This is a genomic window from Solidesulfovibrio aerotolerans (assembly GCF_009856865.1).
Lineage (GTDB): Bacteria > Desulfobacterota > Desulfovibrionia > Desulfovibrionales > Desulfovibrionaceae > Solidesulfovibrio > Solidesulfovibrio aerotolerans.
On record NZ_WVUD01000063.1, the window covers coordinates 1 to 13,983 of the forward strand.

A 13,983-nucleotide genomic window follows, 5' to 3' on the forward strand; every position below is an offset into this window, starting at 1 on the left:
AAAAAGACCCCAGCCGTGTTTTTGGCCGACTTTTCGGGGGACTACTTGTGAGGTTTCAGCGACTGGTGCAGATAGGAGGGGTAGGTAAATACAGTTTTTCAGCTAGATGTGCAGTCTTCGTCCGGTTTCTTTGCGGCCCACCTCCTTGAGAATATTATTTCTTTTAAAATTATTGCCATCATAAACAGAAGTCAAGCCCCTTAGGGTCAAGTGCTCTTTTTTTGCTTGCCAGGCTTGCGGGGCGTCTCCTGCCTGTGGCTGTGAGCATCCACTATAAGCGCCTGGATTCTGGGCGAAGCCGGCGTCGTCGAAGTCCCCTTGTCGCGCAAGATCAGGTGGAACGGCGTGTTCGCTGGTCGTTGGGCTTGCCCCTTCTCAAGGATGGGGCCTCGGCTCGCATGTTTACCTGGTCAATGGCCTTGCAGCCGTGCCCAGTTGTGCAATCGTAAAAGGGGCACCCCCGGCGAAGAAGGTGCCCCTTGCTCAAGTTAACGCCCAGTTGCGTTCTTAACCTCGTTATAGAGGCGCATAAGACCCTCCATTTTAGTCTCCATATCCCAACACTGGTGACAGGTTTCGTAGTCATGCGGGGTGCAGTTAGGTTCACAGTTCGCTTTCATCGCATCCATGGCCGCCTGAGTTGTGGCCACTACTTCCAAGATATTATTCATAATCTCTCCGTAAAGTCTTATTTTCCAATTATTGTCGTCTCGTTGCATGTTACTGTAGTGAAAAGTAGCGTAAAAACACTCCATGTGCCATCCGTTCCAGTTTTAGATAGAAATGCTGACGTTGAGTGCCGCGAAATAGTCACAGAACGCGTCAAAACTGTCCGCATCGTAATGGTCAGCTTCCACTTTTGCGGTCATACTGAGGCTCACTACCGAATCCAACGGAAGCTTGCTCTTCGCGACAAAATCGTGGAAAGCCTTGGCTAAATCCATCTTCAGCTCAAAACTTAAATTGAAAAATTCTTCTGGTGTCGTAGACATGATAAATCCTTATTGTCGAGGTTTGAGTTCGTTTCCCTTGCCACTGTCGGTCAGATTCAGCATTTGCCTCCTTGCCTACGGAACAGATACGACAGCAACCGTATAAGTCAACTGCTGCGCAAGTTAAAAAATCGTTTCCTCTGTCGCACTCAGCCAGTTTCAGCGTTTGTCTCCTTTCATGCGGAAGATATATCTACGCAAGCGCACCAGTCAACCGCCAATTTCAAGTTTTTGCAGTAAATTTTTAAGTGTTGTGCGGTTAATTTGTTTCATTCCATTATTACTAGATTGGTAAATTCGCTTAGTATATCTCTCAGTTTTCGTAGTGCATCCTCATGCTTCTATGGCCTGGAGATGTGCAAAGACTTTGGCATGATTTTTGAAAAAGGGCTGGAGATAAGCGGGACGGAGAGGGTTGTAAAGAATCATAAAAAAACAGGGAGTTGAACAGGCCACTGCCGGCCTGCCCGGTTCGGGGAGGGCACCAAATAAGCACGTGCTGGGAGTGGTGGAGGCAAGAATCAGGAGTAGGCGATGCTCGGGCAGGGTGGTTCAAATTGCCACGCACGTATTTCAGCGTTATTTCGTATGAAATCGCTGCGTTACAGTCTAAACCAGTGGTCGGCGAAGGTGGCAAATAAGTACGCCGGGCTGGTCTCGAGCAACGTCAGGGACGGCGTGTCTCGGCTGTCAAGATGTCCAGGGCGGCATCAAGCTTGCCTCGAAAGATCCGGGCCAGTTCCAATCCGATTTCCGAGCAAAGCCGAGTCGTCTCACCGCCTTCGTCCACGGACGCGCTGCCCATGACCTTGAACAAGCTCTCTATGGGGCGGAATGCGGCAAAAATCGAGTCCTTCAGGTCAAGTAACTGGTCATCTCCAAGGCTCATTTGATGGCCCTCCTGGTGGCATTGAGGAATTTGCCAGAAGGATATCCTGGGCCAGGGGGCTGGTCACGGGTAAAGCAGAAAAAGCAAGCGCTCGAGTATGTGAGTTGCTAGCCGCGGAGAAAGTACAAAGAGAGCTTGCGTGCAAAAAAGCGTATTCTTAGCCATACTTTTTGCACTGTTATTTTCTACTAGGACGGTTCAGGGCTTCCAATACAGATGACTATTTCCTCGCCGACAGTAAAAACTTGTTCGTCTGGTTCCATAGGAAATCTGAGTATGAGCCTTTGAAGCAGTCTGTCGTCTTCGGTGTATTCTTCAAGAAAGAGTTCAGCATGTCTTTCTGTGACTTCTTTGAGCAATTTTCCAGGTATAAATTCTTCGTATCTAGGACTCCAAATAAAAGCCTCGTACACTCCGTCTATATTTTGCCTACAGCCATACATTCTTCTCTTGTTTTCTAAAGTTACTATGATTCCAGCTTTGTCACATGGAAGATATGACGTCCCAAGGGTGTCATAGAACTCAATATTGAACTGGTCGATCTTCTTGAGCATTGTCAATTGCCTCCTTCTCTGATGATCTATATTCTGAAGCTCCACAAACTTTCAATAAGTGCTTTGATGGTGATGGCTTATTACACACTTTTCAAATTCAGGCTACCCACTGCGCCGACAACGCCTCCTCCTGCCGAAGTACCACCTGATGGCTGCGTCCTGGAGGTCGGGCGGGTAGCCATGTATGGTCATCCCGACCAAGAAATGTGCCCGGTCCGCGTTCCAGTTGTCATGTTTCCTTGCTTGTGACCTTACTTGGGCGTAAAGAATTCCAAACCTTATGTCCAGCCTTTTGCCCGGGGCGAGACAGTTTTCAGGCCATTCGGTGGCATCGTACAGGAACCTTTTTAGAACCGTCTTGGGAAGGTATCGCCACCAAGCCTATGCTAAAACTCGAAGCTATCAAGAAGAATGCCGCCATCTCCGGGATAGAACCCGGCCAAGTCGTCCGGATCGTCACTACGGAGCCGGTCGGCGACAGCGCCCTTACCGTCTACTATAAGACGTCCGATGGCAGGCTCCTGGAGCGCATGCTTTTCCGCACCGACGAGGCTAATCTGTCTTTGGCCGAGGCTGGACGACCGTGGGCCTTCGATGCTCCGGGCGAAGATTTCAAGCTCGCGGTTGAGGCCTACCGGATCAATCTGGCACATCTGTTTGACCCCATGATGGCCGTCCACACATCCAATCTGGAGCCCCTTCCTCACCAGATCACAGCAGTTTACGAGTCGATGCTACCGCGCCAGCCCTTGCGCTACGTGCTGGCCGACGATCCAGGGGCAGGCAAAACCATCATGGCCGGGCTGTTCATCCGGGAACTGCTGATGCGGGCCGATGCCAAGCGTATCCTCATCGTGGCCCCGGGCAGCCTCGTCGAGCAGTGGCAGGATGAAATGTTCGAGAAGTTCGGCCTGTCCTTCTCGCTGTTTTCCAGGGAGCAGGTTGAACAGTCCCGCAGCGGCAATCCCTTCGATGATTTCGATTTATTGGTTGCCCGGGTGGACCAACTCTCCCGTAATGAAGACCTGTTGGACAAGTTGCGCCTCTCGCAATGGGATTTGGTAGTCGTCGACGAAGCGCACAAGCTTTCGGCCAGCTACTTCGGCAACAAGGTCAACAAGACAAAACGTTTTCAGCTTGGTGAACTGCTCGGGTCCATCACCAGACATTTTCTGCTCATGACGGCGACTCCGCACAATGGCAAGGAAGAGGACTTCCAACTTTTCATGTCACTGCTGGATTCTGACCGGTTCTATGGCAAATTCCGTGACGGGGCGCACAAGGTGGACGTTTCTGATCTCATGCGCCGCATGGTGAAGGAGGAGATGTTCCGCTTCGACGGCACTCGACTATTCCCGGAGCGACTGGCTTATACCGCCAATTACAAGCTTTCCGACCTCGAAGCCGCTCTCTACGGCTCTGTCACCGAATACGTAAAGCAGGAGATGAACCGGGCCGACAACCTCGATGGTCAGCGCAAGGGTAACGTGGGATTTGCCCTCACCTCTTTGCAACGGCGGCTCGCCTCCAGCCCTGAAGCCATTTATCAGTCCCTCAAGCGCCGCAGGAATAAGCTCGCCCGTCGTGTGGAAGAGGAGAAGTTGCGCCAACGAGGTGAAGCCCTGGCCGAGACCCTGATCCCTTATGGGCCAGACAATGGGCACAATGGAGCCCCCGAGGACGTCTGGGACTCTGGGGAGTCCATGTCAGCCGATGACTACGAGAAATTCGAGGAAGCCGTAGTTGATCAGGCCACCGCCGCCCAGACCATCCAGGAATTAGAAGCCGAAATTCTTATCCTGGAAAAGCTTGAAGAGCAGGCGCGGCAAGTGGTGCACTCCGGCCAGGATCGCAAGTGGGATGAGTTGTCTAGCTTGCTTCAAAATACCCCGGAGATGCACGACGTCAATGGCCGCCAGCGAAAGTTGATCATCTTCACCGAGCACCGGGACACGCTCAACTACCTTGCCGTGAGGATTCGTGGTCTCCTCGGGGATGTGGGCAGAGAAGATTCAGTGGTTCTGATCCATGGCGGGGTCAAAAGGGAAGAGCGCCGCAAGGTGCAGGAGATGTTCCGTAATGATCCCGAGGTGCGTGTCCTCATCGCCACGGACGCGGCTGGCGAAGGTGTGAACCTGCAAAATGCCAACCTCATGGTCAACTACGACCTGCCTTGGAACCCAAACCGTTTGGAACAGAGGTTCGGCCGCATCCACCGTATCGGCCAAACTGAGGTTTGCCACCTCTGGAATATGGTCGCCAATGAGACCCGAGAAGGTGACGTCTTTCAGCGTCTGTTCGAAAAGCTGGAGGTCGAGCGGGCTGCTTTGGGCGGTCGGGTGTTCGATATCCTGGGTGAGGTTTTTGAGGAGATGAGCCTCAAGGACCTGCTGATAAGAGCCATCCGCTATGGCGCTGACCCGGAAGTTCAGGCCCGGGTGCTTCAAGTCGTGGAAGGTGCCCTCGACTCCCAACGCCTTGAATCCATCATCAAGCGTAACGCCCTCTGCGAAGAGGTGATGGACGAACGCCGTCTTTTTGCCGTCAAGGAAGAGATGGAAAAGGCCGAGGCACGGAAGCTCCAGCCCTATTTTATTCGTTCCTTTTTCAGTCAGGCCTTCCAGCAGCTTGGTGGTGCTCTTCGTCCCCGAGAAACTGGCCGCTACGAGATCACTCATGTCCCTGCCGCGATCCGGGAGCGTGATCGTCGCATTACTGGCCGTGACCGCCGGAACCTGGATCCTGTGCTGCGCAAATATGAACGTGTTTGTTTCGAGAAGCAGTATGTTCGGCTCCTCGACCGCATTGGCACGCCAATGGCCAGCCTGCTCCACCCAGGGCATCCTCTCATGCAGTCCGTCACCGACATCGTGCTGGAGCAACACCGAAACAAACTTAAGCAGGGTGCGGTGCTGGTCGACCCCAGCGATATGGGCACCACGCCAAAAGTGATCTTTATTATCGACCACAGCGTCAAAGAAGGAGCCGACCCATCTCAGGTGGTCTCACGCAGGATGCAGTTCGTCGGCATAGACCCTCAGGGCGAGGCAACCAATGCAGGATGGGCTCCCCACCTCGACCTGGAACCCATTGCCAGCGCCGACATTCCCCTGATCGAAGATGTGCTCGGTGCTTCCTGGATCACGCAGAACCTGGAGCAACTCGCGTTGGCCCAGGCCTCGACCCACCTTGTGCCGGAGCACTTCGATGAGGTGCGGTCCCGGCGGGAGCGTGATGTGGACAAGACGCTTAACGCCGTCCACGAACGTCTCGTCAAAGAAATCAATTTTTGGTCTGACCGGTACATCAAGTTGCAAGATGACATGGCGGCAGGCAAGGACGTCCGGCTTCCCTTGGAAAACGTCCGTCGAACCATTGACGACTTAACGGCCCGTCGCCAGTCTCGGGAGAAGGAGCTTATGGCGAGGCGTCATGTCGTTTCGGCCACGCCAGTTATCGCGGGCGGAGCATTGGTTATCCCGGCCGGGCTTCTGGCCCAGCGCAAAGGAGAGCCGGAATCCGTGGATGTTTGGTCCGCAGATGCGGCTGCCCGGGCACAGGTGGAGCGGATTGCCATGCAGGCGGTCATGGAGGCTGAACGCGGTCTCGGCCATCAGGTCTTCGACGTCTCTGCGGAGAAGTGCGGCTGGGATGTGACCAGCCTGCCCAGGCCGGTGGACGGCAAACTTCCATCCTCCCGCCATATCGAGGTCAAAGGGCGAGCTAAAGGGAGCGGTACGGTGACCGTTACCCGAAACGAAATCCTCTACAGCCTGAACCAGCAGGACAAATTCATTCTCGCCATTGTTTTGGTTGACGGCGACCAGCATGAGGGGCCGTTTTACGTGCGTGAGCCGTTCACCCAGGAACCCGACTGGGCGGTGACCAGCATCAACCTTGACCTTGGAGAACTTCTGTCGCGGGCGGAGTCGGTCTGATGAATCAGAAAGAAATCTTTGATTCGTTAGTGCGGAATGCTTTTGATTTTTTGGAAAGAGCAGTCACTGAATTTGAATCCTTTCCAAAATATTCAGTCATACATTTTTGTGCCGCCGTTGAAATGATTTTGAAGGCACGTCTAATGAGGGAACATTGGTCGTTGATTGTCTCAAAACCAGAGCAAGCTAATTATGCAAGATTTGTGTCTGGAGATTTTATTTCAGTTACGATGGATGAGGCAAGGGCGCGTTTGCGAGACATAGCAAGGGTAGAGATACCGAACGAAGCATTTGATAGCTTTCGCACGATAGCAAAACACAGAAATAAAATGGTTCACTTCTTCCATTGCGACGTGGACAGTGAGGGGAAAGCGAAACAGCAAATCGTGTCCGAGCAATGCCGTTCCTGGTTCTATCTTTACCGCCAGCTTGATCGCTGGGGTGCCCACTTTTCAGACTTCAACAGTGATATTGCGCGCGCTGAAATCTTAATGAAAAGCCATAGGAAGTATCTTAGCGCAAAATACAAAGCACTTAAGCCAGAACTAGAAAAGGTGAAAAAAGGAGGCAATACTCCAAAAAAATGCAGCGTCTGCTCTTATAAGTCAGCTGTTCCAGAAGCTATCGATGAAGTTATCTCGCCTGTTGCGTGTCTTGTTTGCGACCACTCTGAAATACAAGTGGAAATAGATTGCCCGCATTGTTTACGGAGCATCTCTATTGCAGGGGAAGGGCATAGCCGCTGTCGTCACTGTGGAAAAAAAATTAACCCTGAACATTTAGTAGCTGCTCTGTCCGACCCGTCTGCAATGTATCGATCATATAAGGATGGAGGAGAAGATTGCGATCCTGCTAATTGTGGGGAGTGTTGTGGGTATCACACCGTTGTGATGAGGAAGGGCATGTATTTTTGTACAAATTGCTTTTCCACTAGTGATAATGTTGAGCAATGCCAGTGGTGCAACGAGTCAAGTACTGGAAGCATGAATGATACATATCTTTCAGGTTGTGAACATTGCGAAGGAAAAGCTGGCTGGGAGGCCGACGATTAAATGAATATCAAGTCCCCGAAAAAGCTCATCGAAGTCGCCCTTCCCCTGGACAAGATCAATGTGGCGGCAGCCCGTGAGAAATCCATTCGCCATGGTCACCCCAGCACCCTGCACCTCTGGTGGGCACGTCGTCCTCTGGCGGCGGCTCGGGCGGTGATCTTCGCCCAAATGGTCAATGACCCCGGCTATCAGGCAGGTGATGGCTTCAAATATGGGATGAACAAAGAGAAGGCCGCCATCGAGCGGGAACGCTTGTTCAAGATTATCGAAGACCTCGTGCTCTGGGAGAACACTACCAACGAAGAGGTTCTTGATCGGGCGAGGGCTGAGATATGGCGATCCTGGCGTGAAACCTGCGAGTTGAACAAGAATCATCCAGAAGCGGCCGAGCTATTCAACCCGGAAAAGTTGCCTGCCTTTCATGACCCTTTCGCTGGTGGCGGTGCGCTGCCTTTGGAGGCCCAGCGGCTCGGACTGGAGGCCTATGCCTCGGACCTGAACCCCGTGGCCGTGACCATCAACAAGGCCATGATCGAGATTCCCCCCAAGTTCTCCGGTAGGGCTCCTGTGGGGCCTCGGCTGAAGGATGATAATCAAGGGGCACTGCACGAGGGTTGGAAGGGAGCCATGGGGCTTGCCGAGGACGTGCGGCGCTATGGGGCTTGGATGCGTGATGAGGCGTTCAAGCGCATCGGCCACCTTTATCCGAAGATAGAAGTTACCGAGGCTATGGCGGCTGAACGCCCGGATTTGAAGCCTTTGGTCGGGCAGAAACTCACGGTGATCGCCTGGCTTTGGGCTCGTACAGTGAAAAGCCCCAACCCGGCCTTCAGCCATGTCGACGTGCCAATAGCGTCGACGTTCGTGCTCTCTAGCAAGACGGGCAAGGAGGCCTATGTGGAACCAGTGGTGGAGGGCGATAGCTACCGGTTCACGGTCAAGGTGGGGACGCCGCCGGAAGGGGCGAATAATGGTACAAAAGTATCGCGTGGTGCCTTTCGTTGCATATTTTCTGAGGCTCCCATCAAGTATGAATATGTCGATGATGAAGCCAATATTGGCCGTATGGGGGCCAGGTTGATGGCGATCGTTGCCGAGGGAATACGTGGTCGTGTCTATTTGCCCCCTACTAGTGATCATGAAAACATTGCCCGCAAAGCTACTCCCGAATGGCGACCTGAAACGCCTTGCCGTGGCACCTTTGCGAGCAATGCCCAAGGACGGATTTATGGCTTCAAGGTATTCGGCGATTACTTCACCCTCCGCCAGCTTGTGGCCCTGACGACGTTCTCCTCCTTGGTGATCGAGGCCATCACCAAGGCGCACGATGACGCTCTCGCCGCTGGTGTGCCAGATGATGGGAAAGGAATTGACGAAGGTGGAACTGGGGCTACCGCTTATGCACAGGCCGTTGGGGTATATTTGGCTTTTTTAATAGATCAGCAATCCAACCAATCCAGTATGATTTGTGGTTGGAATAACATCAATCAACAAATGATTGTCACATTTTCACGTCAAGCGATTTCAATGGTATGGGATTTTTCAGAATGTAATGTTTTTTCTACTTCAACTGGAAGTATATCAAATCTTTTAGAAAGACAGGTTAAAGGCATTTCGTCATTAAGCCATGGCAGTGTTGTGGGATTTTCTGCTCAACATGACGCAACAGAACAACATGAAACTTCTGGGAAAGTTGTCTCCACCGACCCGCCTTACTATAACAACATAGCTTATGCAGACCTGTCCGACTTCTTCTATGTGTGGATGCGTCGTTCGCTGCGATCAATATTTCCTGATCTTTTTGCCACACTTTCAGTACCGAAAGCTGAAGAACTGGTAGCTACACCCTACCGCCACGGCGGCAAGGAGCAGGCCGAAGCGTTCTTTCTTGACGGCATGACCCGCGCTATGCATAACTTGGCCGAGCAGGCTCATCCGGCTTTTCCGGTCACCATATACTATGCTTTCAAGCAAGCAGAAACCAAGGGCGAGGCAGGCACCTCCAGCACCGGCTGGGAAACATTCCTTGAGGCGGTATTGAAAGCTGGGTTCGCCATCACAGGGACATGGCCGATCCAGACTGAGTCAGCAAACAAACTAAAAGCAAAAACAAATGCCCTCGCCTCCAGCATCGTGTTGGTCTGCCGCAAACGTTCGCCGGATGCCCTTTCGGTAAGCCGCCGCGAATTTCTGCGCGAACTCAACGCTTCATTGCCCATAGCCCTGGACGAGATGACCCGGGGCGGCGTCAACTCTCCCGTCGCGCCGGTGGACCTTTCCCAGGCCATCATCGGACCGGGCATGGCGATATTCAGCCAATATTCCGCCGTGCTTGAAGCCGATGGCACGCCAATGCGTGTGAAAACCGCCCTCCAGCTGATCAACCGTTTCTTTGCCGAGGACGACTTTGACCACGACACCCAGTTCTGCCTGCACTGGTTCGAGCAGCAAGGTTGGGCCACCGGCATGTATGGTGAGGCCGATGTGCTGGCCCGTGCCAAAGGGACCAGCGTCGGCGGACTCATTGAGGCAGGCGTCGTGGAAAGCGGGGGAGGCAACCTACGATTGCTCAAGTGGGGTGAACTGCCGCAGCAGTGGTCGCCGGAGACTGACACCCGGACCCCGATCTGGGAAGCTCTGCACCACTTGATACGTGCCCTGAACCAGGATGGGGAATCGGCAGCTGGACATCTCCTGACCCGTATGCCGGAAAAGGCGGAACCGATCCGCGCCCTGGCCTATCGCCTGTACACCCTGTGCGAGCGCAAGGGCTGGTCTGAAGAGGCCCGGGCTTATAATGAACTGGTCACCGCCTGGACAGGCATCGAAAAGGCTGCGACGGAAACCGGACACGGCACGCAAATGAGCTTGCTCTCATAAGGAAGTCACTATGAGCCTCAAACCTTGGCGTGAAATCGCGGTTCCCCACGAGGACGTTCTCAAGGGCACCTTCAAGCAGGCTGAGTTCGCGGCCGACCTGTCCCGTGTTCATGCAGGCACGGCAACTGCTGAGTACCAGGACCCGGCGCTATTTTTCCAGCGCACCTTCATCACAGAAGGGATGCGGCTTTTGCTGGACTCCGTGGTCAAGCGTCTTTCCGGCCGGGGTGGGGACCCGGTCATCCAGCTCCAGACCGCCTTTGGTGGCGGCAAGACCCATACCATGCTGGCGGTCTACCACCTTGTGAGCCGAGATGGCGGCAAGACCATGGTCAGCGACCTGCAAGGCGTCCCGGCCATCCTTGACGCCGCCGGGATCACCGAATTGCCGCATGCGAAAGTCGTCGTGCTCGATGGCATCACGTCATCTCCAAACCAGCCTGTGGTGCGGGAAGGGCAGACCATTCGGACTCTATGGGGCGACTTGGCATGGCAATTAGGCAAAGCCGACGGTTATGCCCTGGTGGCTGACGCCGACTCCTCGGGAACTTCTCCTGGGAAAGCTGTCCTGGAAACGCTGATCGGCCGATATTCACCCTGCGTGATCCTGGTCGACGAGTTGGTGGGCTATGTGCGCCAGTTTGCGGAAGGGGTCACCCTGACCGGCGGAACTCTCGACTCTAATTTAAGCTTCGTGCAGGCCCTTACCGAGGCCCTCAAAGCGGTGCCGACGGCGGTGCTGCTTGCTTCTCTTCCCGAATCGGACAGGGAGGCTGGCAGCCAGCGCGGAGTGCAGGCCCTTTCGGCCCTGTCCCACTACTTCGGGCGCATCCAGGCCCTGTGGAAGCCTGTTGCCACGGAAGAAGCCTTTGAAATAGTCCGCCGCCGTCTTTTCACCGATATCAATGACAAGGCCGCTGCGGAATCCGTATGCCGGGCCTTTGCGGATTATTATACCGCCAACGGCGACTCCTTCCCGCGCGATACTCAGGAGAGCCACTATTTCGACCGGTTGATGCAGGCCTACCCGATTCATCCGGAGGTCTTTGACCGCCTCTACGAGGACTGGTCATCCCTGGCTAACTTCCAGCGCACCCGTGGCGTGTTGAAACTCATGGCCAAGGTGATCCACCGCTTGTGGAAGGACAACGACAAAGACCCGCTGATCATGCCCGGGAGCTTTCCCTTGGCCGACGCCGACACCCGCAATGAGGTGATCTACTATCTGCCGCAGGGATGGGACCCGGTGGTGGAAAAAGACATCGACGGAGAGCGGGCTGAGACCACGGAGATTGAGAGCTTTGATACCCGTCTGGGAAGTGTGCAAGCATGCCGCCGTACAGCCCGGACGATCTTCCTGGGCAGCGCCCCAAGTACACCAAATCAAATGGTACGAGGCATTGGGGTTGAGAGGATCACACTTGGGGCCGCACATCCTGGGCAACAAGTCGGTCTCTACAAGGACGCGTTGCGTCGTCTGGTTGACCGGCTCCATTACCTGAACAGCGGTAATGACCGCTTTTGGTTTGACACCCGTCCCAACCTGCGCCGGGAGATGGAGGACCGCAAGCGCCGCTTCCAGGACAAGGAAGACATTTTCCCGTTCATCCGAGAGCACGTCAAAAAAGCCTTTCAGGGAAACGGAGTCTTTAACGCCACCCATGTCTTCACGGGCAGCAGCGACGTCCCCGATGACTGGCAACTGCGCCTTGTGGTGCTCCCTCCCGACGCCGCATTAAGTAAGTCTGGGCCAAGCTTTGCCCTTGAACAAGCGGGGAAGATTCTCAAAAATCGTGGTGACCAGCCGCGTTTCAAGCAAAACCGCCTGATTTTTCTGGTTGCCGACGGCGACACTGTCAATCGACTCAAGGATCAGGTCCGTTCGACACTGGCCTGGCAGTCCATTGTCAGCGACATCAAGGAGATGAAGCTCAACCTGGATCAATTCCAGGCCCGGCAAGCAGGTAAAAGCCTTACCGATGCCGAAGATGCCCTGCGCCGGATGATCCGCGAGACCTACAAATGGTTAGTCGCCCCGATGCAGGAAGCCCAGCCGGGAAAAGGTATGTCTGACGTCAAGTGGGAGCAATTCCAGATAAACGCTGGCACCCCGAACCTGACGCAGGAAATCGAGCGAGTGCTCAAAGAGAATGAACTCCTGATCACTGCATGGGCTCCGATCCATTTGGCCAAGGTGCTTAAGGATTGGTTCTGGAAAGATGACGTCAAGGAATTCAGTGCACTCAAAGTCTGGCAGCAGACCTGCCAGCAGTTGTACTTGCCCCGCCTGAAGGACGACGCTGTGTTTCAGAAGACCATGATGGATGGTGCAAAGGGCCATGACTTTTTTGGCTTCGCGCAGGGCAAGGAGGACGGGGGCTACCTGGGCTTCGCATGTAGCCCGTCATCCGAACTACTCTTGAGTAATGCGCTGCTCTTGATTGAGCCCACCGCCGCCGCCGCAGCATACCAGCACCAGGTCGAAGCTCAGCGTGCCGCTGAAGAAGCTGAACGAATTGCAATTGCGAAAAAAAATAGTAATTCTCAGGGTGTTGAGGAAGAGGACTCTCTCGACGAGAATTCAACTGGCAAAGAAAAAACTACAGACGAGAAGACCGGCAAGGATAAAAAAGAAGTAGCAGAGTCTGTAAAAAAGCATTTCTACTGCAATATCGATCTTGATCCCATCTTGGCAAAAAAACAATTCTCAGACCTTGTCGATGAGGTCGTTTCGCAGTTTACTTCTCGTCATGGGGTGAAGGTCGAAATCGCTATTGAGATTCGGGCAGATTCATCCATAGGCTTCGATGGCGGCGTGCAGCGGTCAGTAAAAGAGAACTGCAATGTTCTAAATTTTAAAAATGCCGAGTTTGAATCATAGGTCGATTGCAGTGTCAACAGAAAACATCAACAACACAAGTCTGTAGGAAGTTTTTTAAAAGATTAATACAGGGCAAATGCATATGAAAAGCACAATCTTTGCCATTGCGTTTTTTTTGTTGACGTGTAACACGCCTGCGTATTGTATAGCCAGGGAATCGCTTGATACAAATGGAAATCAACCTGATGAAAATGCAAGAATTTACGACAATCAAGGCAAATTTCAAGGACGAACAGTCGGGCAAGGGGACAATGTAAGAATTTATGATAATAAAGGAAATTTTGTAGGCCGGATGATACCAAGTAACGACGGATCGTCTGTAAAGTTATATGATAACAAAGGCAACTTCAAAGGGCGTGTCGTACGGTAACGCGTGGGGTTGCGCCTGCTTGCTCAATTCAAAGCTATATCCTCCAGTTATTAGTCGTCTGGAACCCGGTATTTCCTGAGCCGGAAAACTTCAGCGACGATAGCCAAGTGTGCGGCGAAAACTTTGAGGGGATTTTGGAGTAGGCACATAGAGGGCAGGTACGCCAATTCGCCGGTCAAAAGCTGGTCCACATGCTTGTCCACATCACGCCATGAACGTGGTGAGTTTCTTGAGCGTCATGAACGGAAAAAATCTAAGTATATGACGGTGTTTGAAAAAGTGTTTGAGTCTGCTCTGCCTCTTTCACGCCGGTAACAGGGGTTCAAATCCCCTTGGGGACGCCAAACGATTCTAAGAGGTTAGAGTAAAATCACCCTCGCTGCCTATATCCTGGTACCCCTAGCTGGTACCCCGCAAGCCTCCGGAG

At 53.4% G+C, this 13,983-nt stretch carries 7 protein-coding genes; 4 read left to right on the forward strand and 3 right to left on the reverse strand.

Annotated elements, in window-relative coordinates:
* Positions 1–773 precede the first annotated feature (773 nt).
* The 3 genes from GTA51_RS18960 to GTA51_RS18970 all read right to left on the reverse strand — a co-directional run bounded on the left by GTA51_RS18960 (position 774) and on the right by GTA51_RS18970 (position 2,435).
* Positions 774–992 (reverse strand): hypothetical protein, encoded by a 219-nt coding sequence (locus GTA51_RS18960; RefSeq protein ID WP_160963917.1) that lies wholly within the window; start codon positions 990–992, stop codon positions 774–776.
* A 667-nt stretch (positions 993–1,659) separates the two neighbouring features.
* Positions 1,660–1,881 (reverse strand): hypothetical protein, encoded by a 222-nt coding sequence (locus GTA51_RS18965; protein ID WP_160963919.1) that lies wholly within the window; start codon positions 1,879–1,881, stop codon positions 1,660–1,662.
* 188 nt (positions 1,882–2,069) lie between these two features.
* A complete protein-coding gene (locus tag GTA51_RS18970; RefSeq protein ID WP_160963921.1) occupies positions 2,070–2,435 on the reverse strand; it encodes a hypothetical protein in 366 nt (121 codons plus the stop codon).
* Positions 2,436–2,818: 383 nt separating this feature from the next.
* Between GTA51_RS18970 and GTA51_RS18975 the strand changes: the two genes are divergently transcribed.
* The 4 genes from GTA51_RS18975 to GTA51_RS18990 are packed head-to-tail and all read left to right on the forward strand — an operon-like array spanning position 2,819 to position 13,186.
* A complete protein-coding gene (locus tag GTA51_RS18975) occupies positions 2,819–6,373 on the forward strand; it encodes a helicase-related protein (RefSeq protein ID WP_160963923.1) in 3,555 nt (1,184 codons plus the stop codon).
* Positions 6,373–7,425: a hypothetical protein gene (locus tag GTA51_RS18980; RefSeq protein WP_160963925.1), complete on the forward strand. Its 1,053-nt coding sequence runs from the start codon at positions 6,373–6,375 to the stop codon at positions 7,423–7,425. Before GTA51_RS18975 ends, GTA51_RS18980 begins: the two co-directional genes overlap by 1 nt.
* Positions 7,426–10,305, forward strand: a complete 2,880-nt coding sequence (locus GTA51_RS18985) for a DUF1156 domain-containing protein (RefSeq protein ID WP_160963927.1) — start codon at positions 7,426–7,428, stop codon at positions 10,303–10,305.
* A gap of 10 nt (positions 10,306–10,315) precedes the next feature.
* Positions 10,316–13,186, forward strand: a complete 2,871-nt coding sequence (locus tag GTA51_RS18990; protein WP_160963929.1) for an ATP-binding protein — start codon at positions 10,316–10,318, stop codon at positions 13,184–13,186.
* Positions 13,187–13,983 lie beyond the last annotated feature (797 nt).